Origin of the sequence: Roseateles flavus, from assembly GCF_039872765.1 — a bacterium.
GTDB lineage: Bacteria > Pseudomonadota > Gammaproteobacteria > Burkholderiales > Burkholderiaceae_C > Roseateles_B > Roseateles_B flavus.
Window position 1 is genome coordinate 111,372 of sequence record NZ_JBDPZC010000012.1, and the last position, 18,120, is coordinate 129,491.

15 protein-coding genes are annotated in these 18,120 nt (G+C 70.6%); 3 read left to right on the top strand and 12 right to left on the bottom strand.

The features are described from left to right. Positions 1-20: 20 nt before the first annotated feature. On the bottom strand, positions 21-1,538 hold the full coding sequence (locus tag ABDJ40_RS20985; protein ID WP_347612577.1) for a cytochrome P450: 1,518 nt from the start codon (positions 1,536-1,538) through the stop codon (positions 21-23). A 275-nt stretch (positions 1,539-1,813) separates the two neighbouring features. Here ABDJ40_RS20985 and ABDJ40_RS20990 point away from each other — a divergent pair, with 275 nt between their 5' ends. Next, complete coding sequence (locus ABDJ40_RS20990) at positions 1,814-2,725, top strand: dienelactone hydrolase family protein (protein ID WP_347612580.1); 912 nt, start codon at positions 1,814-1,816, stop codon at positions 2,723-2,725. A gap of 40 nt (positions 2,726-2,765) precedes the next feature. On the opposite strand, the gene ABDJ40_RS20995 is transcribed toward ABDJ40_RS20990, so the two are convergent. The 10 genes from ABDJ40_RS20995 to ABDJ40_RS21040 all read right to left on the bottom strand — a co-directional run bounded on the left by ABDJ40_RS20995 (position 2,766) and on the right by ABDJ40_RS21040 (position 14,839). Further along, complete coding sequence (locus ABDJ40_RS20995) at positions 2,766-5,918, bottom strand: efflux RND transporter permease subunit (protein ID WP_347612581.1); 3,153 nt, start codon at positions 5,916-5,918, stop codon at positions 2,766-2,768. A gap of 9 nt (positions 5,919-5,927) precedes the next feature. Further along, positions 5,928-7,520 carry an efflux RND transporter periplasmic adaptor subunit gene (locus ABDJ40_RS21000; RefSeq protein WP_347612582.1) on the bottom strand — a complete coding sequence of 531 codons (1,593 nt, stop codon included), beginning with the start codon at positions 7,518-7,520 and terminating at the stop codon, positions 5,928-5,930. Beyond that, complete coding sequence (locus tag ABDJ40_RS21005; RefSeq protein ID WP_347612584.1) at positions 7,517-8,857, bottom strand: TolC family protein; 1,341 nt, start codon at positions 8,855-8,857, stop codon at positions 7,517-7,519. Before ABDJ40_RS21005 ends, ABDJ40_RS21000 begins: the two co-directional genes overlap by 4 nt. A 115-nt stretch (positions 8,858-8,972) precedes the next feature. Beyond that, positions 8,973-9,326 (bottom strand): hypothetical protein, encoded by a 354-nt coding sequence (locus ABDJ40_RS21010; protein WP_347612585.1) that lies wholly within the window; start codon positions 9,324-9,326, stop codon positions 8,973-8,975. Positions 9,327-9,565: 239 nt separating this feature from the next. Next, positions 9,566-10,741, bottom strand: a complete 1,176-nt coding sequence (locus ABDJ40_RS21015; protein WP_347612587.1) for an MFS transporter — start codon at positions 10,739-10,741, stop codon at positions 9,566-9,568. A 2-nt stretch (positions 10,742-10,743) separates the two neighbouring features. Then, positions 10,744-12,636, bottom strand: coding sequence for an arsenic resistance N-acetyltransferase ArsN2 (gene arsN2 / locus ABDJ40_RS21020; protein ID WP_347612589.1), 1,893 nt, complete (start codon positions 12,634-12,636; stop codon positions 10,744-10,746). Next, positions 12,627-13,142, bottom strand: a complete 516-nt coding sequence (locus tag ABDJ40_RS21025) for a MarR family winged helix-turn-helix transcriptional regulator (protein WP_347612590.1) — start codon at positions 13,140-13,142, stop codon at positions 12,627-12,629. The genes arsN2 and ABDJ40_RS21025 overlap by 10 nt, the downstream gene beginning before the upstream one ends. A gap of 110 nt (positions 13,143-13,252) precedes the next feature. Then, positions 13,253-13,954, bottom strand: coding sequence for an aquaporin (locus tag ABDJ40_RS21030; protein ID WP_347612591.1), 702 nt, complete (start codon positions 13,952-13,954; stop codon positions 13,253-13,255). 10 nt (positions 13,955-13,964) lie between these two features. After that, entirely contained in the window at positions 13,965-14,468 is a 504-nt protein-coding gene (locus tag ABDJ40_RS21035; protein ID WP_347612592.1) for an arsenate reductase ArsC, read from the bottom strand. A 47-nt stretch (positions 14,469-14,515) separates the two neighbouring features. After that, positions 14,516-14,839: an ArsR/SmtB family transcription factor gene (locus ABDJ40_RS21040; protein WP_347612595.1), complete on the bottom strand. Its 324-nt coding sequence runs from the start codon at positions 14,837-14,839 to the stop codon at positions 14,516-14,518. Positions 14,840-14,947: 108 nt separating this feature from the next. On the opposite strand from ABDJ40_RS21040, the gene arsD reads away from it, so the two are divergent. Both arsD and arsA read left to right on the top strand, forming a co-directional pair. Then, on the top strand, positions 14,948-15,307 hold the full coding sequence (gene arsD / locus ABDJ40_RS21045) for an arsenite efflux transporter metallochaperone ArsD (protein ID WP_347612597.1): 360 nt from the start codon (positions 14,948-14,950) through the stop codon (positions 15,305-15,307). A gap of 13 nt (positions 15,308-15,320) precedes the next feature. Next, positions 15,321-17,084, top strand: a complete 1,764-nt coding sequence (gene arsA, locus ABDJ40_RS21050; protein ID WP_347612599.1) for an arsenical pump-driving ATPase — start codon at positions 15,321-15,323, stop codon at positions 17,082-17,084. Between the two features lie 179 nt (positions 17,085-17,263). On the opposite strand, the gene ABDJ40_RS21055 is transcribed toward arsA, so the two are convergent. Continuing rightward, positions 17,264-17,998: a type 1 glutamine amidotransferase gene (locus tag ABDJ40_RS21055; protein ID WP_347612601.1), complete on the bottom strand. Its 735-nt coding sequence runs from the start codon at positions 17,996-17,998 to the stop codon at positions 17,264-17,266. Positions 17,999-18,120: the final 122 nt, after the last annotated feature.

The following is an 18,120-nucleotide window of genomic DNA, read 5'->3' on the forward strand; positions in this document are numbered from 1 at the left end:
CCCTCGGGCCGCGCTCCGGCTCAGCCACAGCGGCTGCTGAGCTTCCAGCGCAGGTCCAGGGCGGCGGGCCTCAGCGTCACCTCCAGCACCTCGGCCGGCAGCGGCGCCTGGCTGGGCAGCAGGTCCAGGGCCGGCGCCAGCAGGGCCAGCAGCGTCTTCATCTGCAGCAGGGCGGCGTAGCGGCCCGGGCAGGTGCGCGCGCCGGCGCCAAAGGGCATGGACGACGCGCAGGGCGCCTGGCCGTCCACGGCCAGCCAGCGTTCGGGGCGGAAGTCATGGCGGTCCTCGGGGCCCAGCTTCAGGGCGCTGTAGCGGTTGAGGGTCATCAGGCCAGCGCCCTTGGGCACCAGCACGCCGCCCACCACCTGGTCCTCGGCGGCCTGGAACATCAGCAGGCTGATCACCGGCTTCAGGCGCTGCGACTCCTGGATCAGGGCTTCGGCGTAGGGCAGGCGGCGCAGGCTGTCGTAGTCGGGTCCGTGGGCGGGACCGTCTGCGGGGCAGGCCTGGGCGATCTCCGTCTGCAGCTGCTGCCAGGCGCCGGGGTGGCGGCTGGCCAGGGTCATCAGCCAGGCCAGCGAATGGGCGCTCGTGTCCTCGCCAGCAAAGACCAGCTCGGTGAGCAGGCGCACCAGCTGCTCGTCGGACAGCTCGATGGGCTGCTCGCCCGCCTCAGGCCGGGCCTGGGCGATCAGCAGGGCGTCCAGCAGGTGGCGTGGCGTGGCCTCGGGCTGGGCGGCGCGGTGGGCTCGGGCTTGCTCGACGATGGGCAGCAAGGCCTGGCGCACGCGCTCGATGGCGGCATCGACGGCCCGCTCCGGGGCGGTCTTGAACCAGCGCCACAGGGGCACCGTCGCGTTGATGCGGCGCCAGACCTGGCCGATCAGGAATTCGATGTCGGCCTGCAGCTGCAGGCTGCCGGCGCCGGGCTGGCCCCGCCCGTCATGGCCGGCGCCCAGGTCCACGCCCATGGCCAGGGCCACACCCACTTCCAGCGAGAAGCGCGGCAGGTCGCGCGCCAGGTCCGGCTGGTGCCCCTGGCGCAGGGCCGCGACCCAGCGCTCGCGCCAGCGCTGGCCGATGGCCAGCAGGCGCGGATGAAAGCCGCGCAGCATCTCGGGCGTGAAGGCCCGCACCGTCAGGCGGCGCAGGGCCTGCCAGCGATCGCCCTCGCTCATGAAGAGGCCGTCCACGCCCAGTTCCTGGCAGACGCGGCGCGTCGTGGGGCTGCGCAGCACACGCTGGGGGCGCCGCCGCATGACGTCCTGGGCCAGTTGGTGGTCGGCCACGACCAGCACGGGGCGCCGGCCCAGCTGGAGGCGGTACAGGGCGCCATGCGTGCCGGCCCAGCACTCCAGCTGCTGCTGCAGACGGCGGCGGTCCAGGATGGGCAGGTGGCCCAGCAGCGGCCAGCCGGGCGGCCCGCCCAGCTCGCGCAAGGGCTGGGCCGGGCTGCTGAAGGCGGCGGGCCGGGGCAGGCCGAAGTCGGCGGGACCCGGTCGCGGTCCAGGCTCCGTGGCGTCACGGGTGGGTTTCATGTCTCACTCCCTCGTTGTGGCGCGATGGTAGTAGCGCTCCGAGGACGTGGCCTGGGGGCAGACCCTCAGGCTGTGAGCAAATGAAAGGCCCCGTGCGAGCGATGGACCGCTGCGGGATCAGACACGGCGCAGGGCGGGGGTCAGGACTTGCCCAGATCCGCGGGCGCACAAGGGACCGCGTTTTTCATGCTTGGCGCCTCGGTGCATCGGCCTTACGCTGCCCAGTCTGGGTGACCTGGCCGCCGTGGCGGATCGCCCGAAGCCAGGAGCCCTGAATGACCGATTCCCGCCATGCCTCTGCACCGCGCCTCAGCGCCGCCGACTTCAGCCCCGACATCCTCCGCCTCTTCGACCGCTATGTGCATGGCGACGCCAGCCGCCGCGACTTCCTCGACGCTGCCCAGCGCCTGCTCGGCAGCGCGGCCGCCGCCACGGCCACGCTGGTGGCGCTGAGCCCGCGCTTTGCCGCGGCCCAGCAGGTGAAGCCGGACGATGCACGCCTGCGCTCGCGCTGGCTCAGCATCGACTCGCCCGCCGGCCATGGCACGGTACGCGGCCTGCTCGCCGCGCCGGCCCAGGCCAAGGGGCCGCTGCCGGCCGTGCTGGTGGTGCATGAGAACCGCGGGCTGAATCCGCATATCGAGGACATCACGCGCCGTCTCGCGCTCGAGGGCTTCCTGGCCTACGCTCCGGACGCGCTGCAGAGCCAGGGCGGCTATCCGGGCGACGAGGACCAGGCCCGCGAGCGCTTTGCCAGGCTGGACCCGGTCAAGGTGCGCGCCGACTTCGTGGCCGCCGCCCAGGCGCTCAAGGCCCTGCCTGAGAGCACGGGCGCGCTGGGTGTGGTGGGCTTCTGCTTTGGCGGCAGCATCGCCAACTACCTGGCGACCCAACTGCCCGAGCTGCGCGCCGCTGTGCCCTTCTACGGCGGCCAGCCGCCGGTGGAGGACGTGCCCCGCATCAAGGCCAGCCTGCTGATCCACTACGCCGGCCAGGATGAACGCATCAACGCCGGCTGGCCGCGCTACGAGGCCGCCTTGAAGGCGGCCGGCGTGCACTACGAGGCCCATGTCTACGAAGGCACGCAGCACGGCTTCAACAACGACACCACGCCACGCTTCGACCCCCAGGCCGCTGCGCTGGCCTGGTCGCGGACGCTGGCGTTCTTCAGGAGCCGGCTGGGCTGAAGGCCGACGTGAGGTCGGTCCGCCAGCTCAGTCCCCTGGCTCAGTCCGCCGGCTCGACCAGCGCCGGCAGCGCTTGCCTCCGTCCCCGGCGGCGCAGGCCATGGGCCCAGCGGTACAGCAGCGGCAGCACCAGCAGGGTCAGTGCCGTGGACGACACGATGCCGCCGATGACCACGGTGGCCAGCGGCCGCTGCACCTCGGCCCCCGTGCCGGTGGCCAGCGCCATGGGCACGAAGCCCAGCGAGGCCACCAGGGCCGTCATCAGGACGGGCCGCAGGCGGGTGAGGGCGCCGTCGCGGACGGCAGCCTCCAGGCCCAGGCCCTCCTCGCGCAGCGAGCGGATGCAGGCGATCATCACCAGGCCGTTGAGCACCGCCACGCCCGAGAGCGCAATGAAGCCCACGCCCGCTGAGATCGACAGCGGGATGCCGCGCAGCCAGAGCGCGACGAGGCCGCCGCTCAGCGCAAACGGGACGCCGGTGAAGACCAGCAGGCCGTCCCGGACGTTGCCGAACATCGCGAACAGCAGGACGAAGACCAGCAGCAAGGCCACCGGGACCACGAGCTGCAGCCGCGCCGTCGCCGACTCCAGCTGCTCGAAGGTGCCGCCCCAGCTGATCCAGTAGCCGCTCGGCAGCTTGAGCTGCTCCTGCAGGCCGGCCTGCGCCTGCGCCACGAATGAGCCGATGTCGCGGCCCCGCACATTGGCCGTCACCACCACCCGGCGCTTGCCCTGCTCGCGGCTGATCTGGTTGGGGCCGGGCGCGATCTCGAACGCGGCGACCTCGCCCAGCTGCACATAGCCCCCGCCCGGCAGGCGGACCGGCAGCCGCTTCAGGGCGTCGAGGTCCCCGCGGATGCGCTCGGGCAGGCGCACCTGGATGTCGAAGCGCCGGTCGCCCTGGAACACGAAGCCGACCTCGCGCCCGCCGATGGCCGTTGCTGCCGTCTCCTGCACGTCGGCCACGCTCAATCCAAGCCGGGCCAGCCTGCTGCGGTCGATCTGCAGCGTCAGCATCGGCAGGCCCGCCGTCTGCTCGACCTTGACGTCGGCCGCGCCGGGCACGGCCTTGAGCAGGCGGGCGATCTGCTCGGCCGAGGCTTCCATGACCGCCATGTCGTCGCCGAAGACCTTGACCGCCACATCGCTGCGCACGCCGGAGATCAGCTCGTTGAAGCGCATCTGGATGGGCTGCGTGAACTCGTAGTTGTTGCCCGGCACCTGCTCCACCGCTTCCTGCAGCGCAGCCATCAGCGAAGCCGTGCTGCGCTTCGGATCCGGCCAGGCGCTGCGCGGCTTGAACATGATGAAGGTGTCGGCCACGCTGGGCGGCATGGGGTCGGTCGCGATCTCGGCCGTGCCGAGCTTGGCGAAGACCTTGTCCACCTCGGGGAAGCGCCGGATGACGTGCTCCAGCTCCATCTGCATGGTCACCGCCTGGCTGAGGCTGGTGCCGGGAATGCGCAGGGCATGCAAGGCGACGTCGCCCTCGTCGAGGCTGGGAATGAACTCGCTGCCCATGCGCGTGGCCAGCAGGCCGCTCAGGGCCACGGACACGCCGGCAATGGTCAGCACCAGCGGCTTGTTGGCGAGGCTCCAGTCCAGCAGCGGGGCATAGGCGCGCTTGGCCCATCCCATCAGCCGGTTCTCCTTCTCGTCGACCTTGTCGCCGATCAGCAGGGCCACGGCAGCCGGGATGAAGGTCACGGACAGCAGCATGGCGCCCACGAGCGCAGTCACGACCGTGAAGGCCATGGGGTGGAACATCTTTCCCTCGACGCCGTTCAAGGCAAACAGGGGCAGGTAGACCACCATGATGATCAGCTGGCCGAACAGCAGCGGGCGGCGCGCCTCGCGTGCGGCGGCAAAGACCTCGGCAAAACGCTCGCTGCGGCTCAGCGGCCGGCCCGCCGCCGCCTGCGCATGGGCCAGCCGGCGCACGCAGTTCTCTACGATGACCACGGCCCCGTCGACGATGATGCCGAAGTCCAGCGCCCCCAGGCTCATCAGGTTGGCGCTGACCTTGTTGCCCACCATGCCGGTGAAGGTGAACAGCATGGACAAGGGGATCACGGTGGCCGTGATCAGCGCCGCACGGAGGTTGCCCAGGAACAGGAACAGGATGGCGACGACCAGCACGGCGCCCTCGATCAGGTTCTTCCTGACCGTGGCAATGGCCTTGTCGATCAGGACGGTGCGGTCATAGACCGTCTGCGCGATCACGCCGGGCGGCAGGCTGCGGTTGATCTCCGCCAGCTTGCGGTCCACGGCCTGCGACACCTTGCGGCTGTTCTCGCCCATCAGCATGAAGACCGTGCCCAGCACCACCTCGCGGCCGTTCTCGGTGGCCGCGCCGGTGCGCAGCTCCTGGCCCAGCCCCACCTCGGCGAGGTCACGGATCCGCACCGGCACGCCTTGGGGGGTGCCGACGACGATGTCCGCGATGTCCTCGAGGCTGGCGACCTGCCCCGGTGCGCGGATCAAGTACTGCTCGCCACGCCGCTCGATGTAGCCGGCGCCGACATTGGCGTTGTTGCGCTCCAGCGCTCGCACCAGGTCGTCCATGCCGAAGCCGTAGGCCACGAGCCTGTCGGGCCGCGGGGCCACCTGGTACTCCCTGGCGTAGCCGCCGATGGTGTTGATCTCGGTGACGCCGGGGACGTTGCGCAGTTGCGGCTTCACGATCCAGTCCTGGATCTCGCGCAGGTCGGTGGGGGTGTAGGGCGTCCCGTCCGGCTTGAGCGCGCCGTCTCCGGCCTCGACCGTCCACATGTAGATCTCGCCGAGCCCTGTGGCGATCGGGCCCAGGCTCGGGCTCAGGCCGGCAGGGAGCCGGGCCTTGACCTCCTGGATGCGCTCCCCGACCAGCTGCCGGGCGAAGTAGAGGTCGGTCCCCTCCTTGAACACCACGGTCACCTGCGAGAGACCGTAGCGCGACAGCGAGCGCGTCTGCTCCAGCCGGGGCAGGCCGGCCATCGCGGTCTCGATGGCGAAGGTGACGCGCTGCTCGGCTTCCAGCGGTGAATAGCCGGGCGCCTCGGTGTTGATCTGGACCTGCACATTGGTGATGTCCGGCACGGCATCGATGGGCAGTCGCTGGTAGCTGAACACGCCCAGCGCGGCCATGCCCAGCACGGCCAGCAAGACCAGCCCGCGGTGGTCGATGGCAAAACGTATGAGTCTTTCGAACATGGCAGGCCCTCAATGGTCGTGCTCGGCACCGGCCTTGCCGATGTCAGCCTTGATCAGGAAGCTGTTCCGGGCGGCGTAGGCTTCACCGGCGTTCAGGCCCTTGATCACCTCGACGAAGCGGCCGTCGCTGCGTCCCAGCTCCACCGGCCGCGCCTCGAATTGCTGCCCGTATCGGCCGAAGACGACCGACCACGCTCTCAGCGTCTGGACCGCGTCCACGGCCACGGCCACGGGCACCTGCGCCTCGTCGCCCTTGAGCGTCACCTGGACTGGCAGGCCCGGCCGCCACAGGCCCTTGGGATTGGGCAGCACCACACGGGCGACGGCGCTGCGGTTCTGCTCGCCGATCAAGGCGCCCACGTAGCTCAGCCGGCCTTGCGCCTGGGCCTCGAAGGCCGAGGCTTTGACGAGGGCGCTGGCACCGATGGCCAGCTGGCCGAGGTCCCTGGCCGGAACCGCCAGTTCGACCCACACGCTGGACAGGTCCGCGACCTGGAAGATCGGCGCATCCTCCTTCAGGGCCTCGCCGACGCTGATCTTCTTCTCGATGACGACGCCGTCAATGGGCGAGCGGATCTCCAGCCGCGTCAGCCCTTGCGTCGAGGGTGTCGCTGCAGCACCCAGCGCGGCCAGCTTCTGGCGAGCGCTCTCCGCGGCGATCTCGGCCTCCTGGAAGGCCTGGCGCGCCTGCAGGTAGTCCTGCTCGGCACTGATCTTGTCCTCAAACAACTTCTTCTCACGTTCGTGGCTGGTGCGTGCCAGCGCCAGGCGCTTCTGTGCGGCGAGCAGCTCGCCGCGCTGGTCGGCCAGGGCCTGGCTGGAGAGCACGGCCAGCACCTGGCCGCGGCGCACGCGGTCCCCGGCGTTGGCCGCAACCGACTCCACCAGGCCTGCCAGGCGCGGGGTCACCAGCACCGTGCGGTCCTGGTTGAGCCTCACCTCGCCCAGCAGCTGCAGCGAGCTCGCGATGCGGGCAGGACCTGCGGTCGCGATCTCGATGCCGTTCTGCTTGAGCTGGGTCTCGCTGAGCTGCACCCGACCCTCGACCTGCTCGAAGCCGAAGGCGTAGTCCTTGCCCGCCGAACGAGCCTGGATGGCCACTTCAAAGGAATGCGGTTCCGCGACGACGCCGACGCCCTTCAGATAGTCCTTCTCGGGCTTGAAACGGAAGGTCTCGGCTTCCCGGCCCAGGCGCTGCAGCGTCACCGTCACGGTGGCTTGGTGGGGCGCCAGCGGTTTGCCATCCCGGTACAGATAGAGGCGGAACTCCGGCTCGACGTCGGTCTCGAAGATCGTCAGCTCCAGGCCGAAGCCTTCCTGCGTGAACAGCTTGCCGCCATGCGGACCCGTTTGCGGTGCGGCCTGCGCCGCAGTGGCATGGTGTTCCTTGTCTTCATGGCCTGCTTCGTGGGCGTGGCCCTCGCTGCCTTTCCTGCCGTGGTGCTCGTCGTCGGCAGGGGCTGCGCTCTGCGCATGGCCGTGCTCGTCACCCGCGGGCTTGGCCTTGTCGGTGCGGAGGATGGCGATGCCCAGCACCACCCCCAGGGCCAGCACGATGGCGATGGCCACCGGCGTCTTCTTGTTCTTGGTCGCTTCCATCATGGATTCACTCCGGCTTGGGGCTTGAATTCGGGGGGCTGGGGCGGTCGGCCCAGCAGGCGGTCCAGGTCCGCCGCGGCGCGGAAGGCCTCGGCGCTGTCCCGCCACAGCTGGCGGCGCAGCTGGAACAGCGTGCGCTGGGCGTCGAGCACATCGAGGAAGGCGAACTTGCCGAGCTCGTAGCCCTTGAGTGCTGCCTCGTAGGCGGTCCGGGCCGTCGGCAGCGCTTCCTGGCGCAGCAGCCGGACCTGCTCCCGGCTCAGCCGGAGCCGCTCCAGGGCCTGCGCGACCTCGGTCTGCAGGCGCAGCGTCGCAGCACTCAGGGTTTCGCGAGCCTGGTCTTCGCGCCGCAGCGCCTCCAGCAGATTCCCCTGGTTGCTGTCATGCACCGGCAAGCGGACCGAGAAGCCCACGACCGCCTGCGTCTGCCCCTGCTCGGCATCGCGCTTGGCGCCAAGGGTGAGCGTCAGATCGGGCACGCGACGGGCGCGCTCTGCCTCGACCAGGGCCTGGCGGCGGGCGATGTCCAGGCGAGCGAGCTGAAGTGCGGGCGCCTCGGCCATCCCTGCTCCGACCTCCTGTTCGGAGGGCAGCGCCGGCAGCGATTGCGCGTCGCTGCTGGCAGGGCCGATGGACTGCGGTGACTGCCCCCAGAAGGCGGCCAGCCGTTGCCGCGCCAGCAGTCGCTCGCTCTGCGCCTGGGCCAGCTCCGCGCGTGCGGCGGCCTCGGCGACCTGGGCCCGGGTCTGCTCCAGAGGCGGCACCTTGCCTGCCTGGAGCCGCTTGGCCGCCGCAGCGGCAGCACTGCTGGCCAGGTCCAGCGAGGATCGGGCCAGCTGCTCCTGCTCCTGCGCAGCCACCAGCTCGAAGTAGGCCGCCGTCACCTGGGCCCGGACCTCATTGCGCCGCGCCTGCAGCGCCACCGCGGCCTGCGCCCGGACCTGCTCGGCGGCGGCCATGCGGGCCGCGCGCTTGCCGCCCAACTCGATGGCCTGGGAGAGCTGCAGGGTGGTGGTGCGGGTGGCGCGATCCCTGCCTTCCAGCAGAAGCGCCAGCTCGGGATTGGGCCGCGCGCCGGCCTGCAGCGCAGCCGCTTCCGTGGCCTGCAGCTCGAGCCGGGCCGAGGCCAGCTCGGGGTTGTGCGCCTCCGCCAGGCGCAGTGCCTCGGCAAGACGCAGGACGGGAGCCTCGACGAGACCGGCTGGCGAAGCGGGTGTCAGCGAAGGCGGAGGCGCGGGATCAGGGCTCGCGGCCAGCGAAGAAGCGCCGGACAGGAGCAGGGCCAGAGCGCCCAGGGGCGCCGGTAGGCATTTCAACAAGCCAGGAACAGGGCTTTGCATCGAACTCTCCAAGGTTGCAGGACACAACGAGGGACGGTTCGGCGCGGCCGGTGCCGCCCAGACAGGCGGCACCACGCTGGATCAGCGTGCGAGGGAGGTCAGGCGGCGCGCCGAATCAGGCGCGCAGCCAGTCGGGGCGTTCGAGCCCTGAGGGGATGTGGGACTTGTGACGCTCGGCGGTGGCCGGCGTGGGCAGGGCCGCAGGGGCCGTCGCCGGCTGGGCCAGGGCCAGGGCCGGCGTTGCGCAGCCCGCGTGATGGCAATGGCAATGCCCCAGCTCACAGGCATGGGACGCCTCGCCGGGACTGCCCGCATGGGCGGTGTCCCCCATGAGCTGCATCGCCACCGGCCCTTCGTCAGCCGGCCCTTGCTTGCCGGCCAGCTCGCCCACGCAGCACAGCGACGCGCCCGCCCAGGACAGCTGGACGGCCACCATGAGGGTCAGGACCAGGACGAAGAAGCGGCGCATGGGCGGCAGTATATCGATGGCTCAGGGTTTCACCGGGGGCGAGGGCTCGATGGCTGCTGAGTCCCGGGGTCAGGTCTTGCGGGCCGGCGCATCGGATCCTCAACTGTCGACAGTTGAAAGCCTGTAGCAGCTCCGGAGTCAAGCGTGAAGCCGCGGACCGGCGGCCGCGCCCCTGTTTCAGCCGCTGCACCCACAGCTGCCGCGCCCGCGCAGCAGGGCGCTGCGGGCGCGCAGGGCGTTCAGGGCGGCGTCCGCAGACGCCCCAGCCCTATCAGCGTCCCGAAGGCCAGCAGGCCCAGCGCGGTGGTGAGCCAGAGGGCCTGCCCCTGCCAGCGGTCCAGCGCGAGGCCGAACAGCCACGGCGCGAAGGCCTGGGCGACGCGTGCCGGCAGCATCAACAGACCCTGGCGATGGCCGTAGCCTTGTGCGCCGAAGATCACCAGCGGCAAGGTGCCCTTGGCGATGGTCAGCACGCCATTGCCTGCCCCATGCAGGATGCCGAATGCCGCCCCCGCCGGGCCACCGAGGATCAGAAGACCGAGCGCGCCCAGCGGGTGCGCCAGCGTGGCCAGACGCGCCGACAGCAGCGGATGCACGCGGCGCAGGAATCCAAACTCGAACAGGCGCGCGGCCACCTGCGAGGGACCGATCAGTGCAGCAATGGCCACGGCACCCGCCACCCCAATGCCGAAGCCCTGGAGCAAGCGCGGGAAGTGCGCGGCCATGGCGGTGCTGGTGAACCAGGTCGTGGCGAACACCAGGGACAGGGCCACTACGGGGCCCAGGCCGGGCTCGGGGGTGGCCCCCAGCTCACCTGAATCGCCCTGGCTCGGGCCGGCCGCATCGTGTGCCGGTTCGGCCCGCGGCAGGCTCAGGTTCAGGGGCAACCCCGCCAGCACATGCAGCGCGGCCCAGGTCCAGCAGGCCTCGCGCCAGCCCCACTGCGCGCTCAGCCAGGCACTCAGCGGCCAGCCCACCGTGCTGGCGAAGCCGGCGATGAGGGTGATGCCGGTGATCATCTGGCGGGACTCCAGCCGATGCAGGCGGACCAGCGTCGCGAAGGCGGCCTCGTACAGCCCGCTGCCCATCGCGAGGCCCATGACCACCCAGGCCAGCAGCAGGCTGGTGAAGCCCGTGCTCGTCGCCATCAGCGCCAGGCCGGCCGCAAAGAGGCAGCTGGTGGCGGCGAGCACGCGCCGGCCGCCTTGCTGGTCGATCATCCGCCCCGCATGCGGGCCGACCAGTGCCGACACCACCAGGGCCACCGAGAAGGCCGCGAAGATGTCGGGTGTGGCCAGCCCCAGCGAGCGGGCCATGGGCTGGGCCAGCATCGCCGGGAGATAGTAGGACGAGGCCCAGGCCAGGGTCTGGGCCAGGCCCAGCGCGATGACCGTCGTGGTGCGGCGCTGGCGCATGCTCAGCCGCAGCACCGGGCGGCAGGCGCTGCCGCTTCCCGGGTGGGCTTGGGGCCGCAGCAGGACGAGCTTGCGGGGGCCGTGATCGAGAGGGGGGAGGCCCCCCCGGCAAGCGCCTCGGCGGCAGGCCTCGTCTCGGCCGGAGCGCCGCAGCAGGCGCTGCTGCCGGCATCCGCATCAGCGGCGCCGAGGGAGCACACGCCCGTCTCCGGCAGGTCCAGCTCGACCCGGTCGGCAGCTTCCAGGTCACCCGCCAGGGCGGCAACGACGGAGCGCGCCTGTTCGAAGCCGGTGGCCATCAGAAAGGTCGGCGCACGGCCATAGCTCTTCACGCCCACGGTGTAGAAGCCCGGCTCCGGATGCGACAGCTCGCGATGGCCGTGCGGCCGCACGGTGCCGCAGCTGTGCAGGTTCGGGTCGATCAGCGGGCCCAGGGCCTCGGTGGACTCCAGCCAGGGATCGAGCTTGAGGCGCAGCTCGCTGCCGATGCGCAAGTCGGGGCGCTGGCCGGTGGCGCAGATGATCTCGTCGATGCCGGGCACCTCGATGGGCTGCTGCTGCGCATCCGTGCCCAGGACGGTCAGCTGGCCCGAGGACTCCCGGCGGACCTCGGTGATGCGCAGGCCGCTGAAGAACTCCATCTCCGCGCTCTCGCGCAGGCGCTGCAGCGCGCTGCCGAGCTCGCCGCGCGCAGGCAGCGCATCCGCACTGCCACCGCCGAAGACGCGTTGCAGCGAGGGCGAGCGCACCGCCCACGCCAGCCGGGTGCCCGGGGCCTGCCGGGCCAGCTCGGCCAGGTACAGCAGGGCGTTGGCCGCCGAGTGCCCGGCGCCCACCACCAGGGTCCGCTTGCCCGTGTAGCGCAGGCGCTGCGCGCCGAGCACGTCGGGGATGCCATGGAAGATCTGAGACGCCGCTGCCGCCTCGCCGAGCGCCGGCAGGCCATTGGCGCCCAGGGGATTGGGCGTGCTCCAGGTGCCTGTGGCGTCGATGACGGCGCGGGCGCGCAAGCTCTGCTCGCGCCCGTCCTGCACATAGCGCACGACAAAGGCGGCCTGGTCTCGCCCGGTGCTCTTGACCTTGTCGTAGCCCTCGCGGCTGAGGGCGGTCACGCGGGCCCCAAGCTTCAAGGCACAGGCCACCGCAGGCAGTGCTGCGAAAGGCTTCAGGACGCGCTCGACCACCTCGGCCGCAAACGGCAGTTCGGCGTCAGGTGGAGCCATCCAGCCGGTCGGCGCCAGCAGCCGGGCCATGCTGGCGTCGATGTTGTACTGCCAGGGGGAGAACAGGCGCACATGGCCGTAGTCCTGGAGATGGGTGCCCACCTCACGCCCGGCCTCCAGCACCACGAAGGGCAGGCCGCGCTCGATCAGCTGGGCTGCCGCGGCCAGGCCCACCGGGCCCGCACCGAGCACGGCGACGGGCAGACCGTCCTGCGCCTTCGGCAGCTCACGCAGGGTCAGGCTCATGAAGGCGGCGCAGGCCGGGCAGGCGCCCTGGAACTCGGCCGAGGCCTTGAGGGCCGCCGGCGCCTCAGCCAGCGTGCCGCGCTTGAAGCCGTACTGTGCGAAGTACTCCGGCGCGGTCACGGTCAGCAGGTGGAGCGAGGCGATGTCCCGGGCGCGCGCCTGCTGCAGCAGGGTCTGCAGCATCAGCCGGCCGATGCCCTTCTTGTGCAGCCCCGGGGCCACGGCCACCGAGCGCAGCAGCGCCACGGCGCCATAGACCTCGGCGCCGGCACAGCCGACGACCCCGCCGTTCGAGACGGCCAGCACAGAGGTCGCGAGGTGCTCGCGAGCCCCTTCGGTGGGGAGCTTGTTGGCCAGCAGCAGGGCTTCGATGGCGGGCCAGTCGGAGGCGCCGGCCTGGCGAAGGGAGACTGGGTTCAGCAACATGATGGTTTGTCCTTGACGTTCTTGACGTCCTTGGCCTCGGGCGGCGGTAGGCAGCACATGGCCGCCTGGTCTTCCCGCAGGGCCTGAAGCAGCAGCAACAGGGATTGCTCGACGGCAGCGCGCTGGCGCTCGCCCAGGCGGTCCAGCAGCTGGTCCGCGTGGGCGTCGAGCGTGTGGTTCAGTTCACGGACGGTGCGCACGCCGTCGGCGGTGAGCGTGACGAGCCAGCTCCTTGCGTCGGACGGGTTCGGCTCCTTGGTCACCCAGCCACGGGCTGCCATGGCTTCCACCGCGCGCGACACCCAGCTCTTCTCCAGGCTGACCCGCGTGCCCAACTCCGACAGCGGCAAGGGCCCGGAGCGCGCCAGCTCGGTCAGCAGGTGGCACTGGGTGCTGGTGGTGCGACAGCAGTCCGCGACCACGCGCTGCGCTCGCGTGTAGAGGCGAGCCACTTCGCGCAGCAGGCTGCCGGGGCTGGATGCGGAGGAGGCGGGTGCTTTGGGCATGTGGGTGTGCAGGGCAACGACTTGGGCGCACGATAGAAAGCTCCTCATAGGTTGTCAATAGCAACTATCCGGGCCAAGAGAACGGGGCCGCGGCCCCGTCCGTCAGGGGGTCAGGTCTTGCGCGCTGGCCTGGCTTCTTCTTCCTCGCCCTGAGCTGATGCGCCCCTTGGGGACAGCAGGCGCGCCGCGCCGACGGCCAGGCCGGCGCCCACCAGCTGCGCCAGCACGAAGCCCGGTGCACTGGCCGGAGCGATGCCGGCGAAGCTGTCGCTGAACATGCGACCGAACACCGCCGCAGGATTGGCAAATGACGTGGAGGCGGTGAACCAGTAGGCCGCGCCGATATAGGCGGCCACCAGGGATGAGGCCCGCCCGGCAGGGGCCCGCAGGATCACCAGCAGCAGCCCGAAGGTGGCCACGGCCTCGGCGATCCACTGCCCCACGCCGCCCCTCAGCTTGCCGGACCACTGCAGGAGGCTCAGGTCGAACATGGCGTGGGCCAGCCACGCGCCTGCCATGGCACCGAGCAACTGGACCAGCACATAGGGTCCCAGTAGGCCCATGGGCAGCTCGCCGCGCGCGGCCATCACCAGCGAGACCGCCGGATTGAAGTGCGCGCCGCTGAGCGGGCCGAACACCTCGATGAGGACATAGAGGCCGCCCACGGTGGCCGCCGTATTGGCCAGCAGCGCGAGGGCCACGTTGCCGCCGGCCAAGTGCTCGGCCATGATGCCGGAGCCGATCACCACGGCCAGCAGCAGCGCCGTGCCCAGGCCTTCGGCCAGCAGCTTCTGAGAGGGGCGTGCAGTCATGACGTGCATCTCAGCTCTTGGCGATGGCGTTCAGGGCCGCCAGCAGTTCAGGCTTGCCCAGGGTTTCCAGCGGGAGCTGCAGCAGCTGCACCATGCGATAGCCGATGGCCTGGCGGGTCAGCTCGAAGGCGCGGCGCTTGCCCTCGTCGCCCCCTTCGGCATAGGAGGGATCGGGGTAGCCCCAATGCACCTTCACCGGCTGGCCCTGGCCGCCGAAGAAGACCGGACACTGTTCCGCTGCCGCGCTGTCGCAGACGGTGATCACGATGGACAGCGGCGGCGCCTCGGGCGTGGTGAACTCGTCCCAGCTCTTGCTGCGATAGCCGCTGACGTCGACGCCTGCGTTGCTCAGGGCCTCGAGCGCGAAGGGGTTGAGGCGGCCACTGGGCGCGCTGCCGGCGCTGAAGGCCTTCACGTCCTTGCCCAGCCTGGCGGCGAGATGGTTCAGCATGCCCTCGGAGAGCACGCTGCGGGCGGAGTTGTGGGTGCAGAGGATGAGGACGTTGGTGGTCATGGGGCGGACTTGGGTGGGTCGCGGGGCTGCCGGCGCAAAGCGTCCGCTCAGCAGGCGCAATGGGTCGTCGAGGCGGGCAGGCAGGCCTCGCCCTGGCAGCAGTTCTCCGTGAGAAAGGCCAGCAGCTCGTTCATGTGTTCGAAGGCGGCGCGGTACACCACATTGCGGCTGATGCGTTCCTGCGTCACCAGGCCGGCATGGCTCAGCTCCTTCAGATGGAAGGACAGCGTTGCCGCCGGCACTTCCAGCGCATCCGCGATGGCACCTGGCGTGAGGCCTTGCGGGCCTGCAACGACCAGCAGACGGAACACCTTGAGCCGATGGGCTTGCGCCAGGGCTGCGAGGGAACGGACGACTTGTTGCTCTTCCATAGCTTGATAATTCTATAGAATTGGAAATATTGATGCAAGACAAGGCGCAGGCCCGACCTCTGCGCGAACCTTGTGCCGGTTCGATGGCAACAAGCTCGGGAGTTCACGATGCCTACCCTCCAGATCTTTGATCCCGCCCTGTGCTGCAGCAGCGGCGTCTGCGGCCAGGATGTTGACGCCCGCCTGGTCCAGGCGGCGGCCGATGTCGACTGGGCCAAGGGCCAGGGCGCGTCCATTGAACGCTTCAACCTGGCCCAGCAGCCGCTGGTCTTCGCCCAGAACGAGGCCGTGCGCGCCTTCCTGGAGCGGTCCGGGCAGGACGCCCTGCCGATCACCTTGCTGGACGGCCAGATCGTGCTCGCGGGGCGCTACCCCAGCCGTCAGCAGCTGGCGCAGTGGGCAGGCTTGACGAGCTCCAGTGAGGGTGCAGGCGCTGCCGGTTGCTGCAGCGGCGGCAAGTGCTGCTGACCAGGGAGGCTCCATGAAATTCATTGAGCACCTGCCCCGCTTCGCGTTCTTCACCGGCAAAGGGGGCGTCGGCAAGACCTCCCTCGCCTGCGCCACGGCCGTCAAGCTGGCTGAGGCCGGCCAGCGGGTGCTGCTGGTCAGCACCGATCCGGCCTCCAACGTCGGCCAGGTGTTTGGCATCCGCATCGGCAACCAGATCACCGCGGTGCCCGAGGTGGCAAAGCTCTGGGCCATGGAGATCGACCCGCAGGCCGCCGCCCAGGGCTACCGGGACCGCATCGTCGGGCCGGTGCGAGGCGTGCTGCCGGCGGATGTCGTCAAGGGCATCGAGGAGCAGCTGTCCGGGGCCTGCACCACGGAGATCGCCGCCTTCGACGAGTTCACGGGCCTGCTCACGGATGAGTCGCTGGTCCAGCGTTTCGACCATGTCCTCTTCGACACGGCGCCGACGGGGCACACCATCCGCCTGCTCCAGCTGCCGGGCGCCTGGAACAGCTTCCTCGAGACCGGCAAGGGCGATGCGTCCTGCCTCGGACCCCTGGCTGGCCTGGAGAAGCAGCGCGCGCAGTACAAGGCGGCCGTGGATGCCCTGGCCGACCCGGCTCGCACGCGCCTGATCCTCGTGGCCCGCGCCCAGGCCTCGACCTTGCGCGAGGTCGCGCGCACCCACGAAGAGCTGGCCCGCATCGGTCTGACACGGCAGCATCTGGTCATCAACGGTGTCATGCCTGCTGCCGAAGGCGCGAACGATCCCTTGGCCGCCGCCGTGGTGCGGCGCGAGCAAGCCGCCCTCGCCGCCATGCCCGAAGTCCTTGGCGGGCTGCCCGTGGACCAGGTTCCATTGAAGGCCTTCGATCTGGTCGGTCTGGATGCGCTGCGCCAGTTCCTTGATGCGCCGCGGCCTCAGGAGCGGGCCGCCGATGCCGCGCCCGGCGAGCCTCTTGCTGCTCCAACGCTGGCCCAGCTGGTGGACGAGCTGGCGGCGCCGGGGCATGGGCTCATCATGGTGATGGGCAAGGGTGGCGTCGGCAAGACGACGCTGGCAGCGGCCGTTGCCGTTGAGCTCGCGCGACGAGGCTTGCCGGTGCACCTCACCACCTCGGACCCGGCCGCCCACCTGGCAGAGACGCTGGCGGGCCAGATGGAGCACCTGACCGTCAGCCGCATAGACCCTCGCGTGGAAACCCAGCGCTACCGCGACCAGGTCCTGGCGACCAAGGGCAAGAATCTGGACGCCCAGGGCCGCGCCCTGCTGGAAGAAGACCTGCGCTCGCCCTGCACCGAGGAGATCGCCGTCTTCCAGGCCTTCTCGCGCATCATCCGCGAGGCCGGCCGCAAGTTCGTCGTGATGGACACGGCCCCCACGGGGCATACCCTGCTGCTGCTGGATGCCACCGGGGCCTATCACCGGGAGATCGCCCGGCAGATGTCAGGCTCGGGTGTGCACTTCACGACGCCGATGATGCAGTTGCAGGACGAGGCGCGCACCAAGGTCCTGATCGCGACCCTGGCCGAGAACACGCCCGTGCAGGAGGCCGCCCTGTTGCAGGAGGACCTGCGCCGGGCTGGCATCGAGCCCTGGGCCTGGGTGGTCAACAACAGCGTGGCGGTGACGCCGACCCAATCGCCGTTGCTGCGTGCCCGGGCGGCCCGGGAGCGGCCCTTCATCGACGCGGTGGCGCAGCGCCACGCAAGGCGCCATGCCGTGGTGCCACTGATGGCGGAGGAGCCGGTCGGGGTGGTGCGGCTGCTGGCGCTGGCAGGCGGGCCGCGCTAGGACTGCCGCGGCCCCGGGGGGCATTTCCCGCTGCAGCAGGGGCAGTTCGGTCCAGAACGCGATGGACAGGGGCCTGTGGATGGAGAGCGTCCCGACTTGGACTCGCATTCGGACTCGGACAGGGGCGCTGCAGGGACCGATGGCATGGCAAGACCGGTCCCTACTGTGGCACGGCCGGATCACGCGCCAGCACCGGCAGGTACTCGCCGCCGGGGCGGTCCCTGCAACTGCCAGGCCCATTGGTGATACACCGCTCTTGCCATGCGCTGCAGCTGCATCGTGCGCGCCGGCAGGTCGCGCAGCATGTCCCCCCAGCGTTGCACCGCCGGGCCGCGCAAGCCCTCGACCTCCGCTCGGCCCGCCTCGCACCAACGACGCAGGCCCGCTTCGCTGGCCTCAAGATGGCACTGGAACCCCAGATGCGGGCCCAGCGCGAAGGCCTTGTTGAGGCAGTGCGCGCCGAAGAGCAGCCGCCTGGCGCCGCGCGGGATCTCGAAGGTGTCATAGTGCCAGTTGAACACCTGCAGCTCCTGCGCCCCGCAGAACAGGCGCCGGCCCTCCGGCGTGACCCAGACGCGCGACCAGCCGACGTTGGGCCAGGCGTTGCGACTCACCTGCGCACCGGCCACAAGGGCCAGCTGCTGCGCGCCGAAGCAGTGAGCCAGCACGGGCACCTCGTGCGCCAGCGCCTGCTGCAGCAGCACGCGTTCCGCCCCGATCCAGGACAGCTTGTCATGGACGCTGTGGTCGCTGCCCAGCACGGCGACACCTGCGAAGTCGCGCAGCTCACCCGGGATCCGGTCTCCCTGGTCCGGGCGCAGCACCAAGGTCTCCAGGCCCTCGTCGCCGAGGCATTGCTGAAGGAAGTCGGGGCCCTGCAGGTCTTCGTGCTGCAGGATGAGGATCGGTCTCATGGAAGCGGCCCGGGCCTGGCGCGGGCGGTGTTGCGATGAGGAGCAATCTACCGAGCGCTCCCTCAAGGCCTTGCAGAGACTGAGCCTCCCGGCATCAAGATGTTGTCAACGCTGGGGGCCGT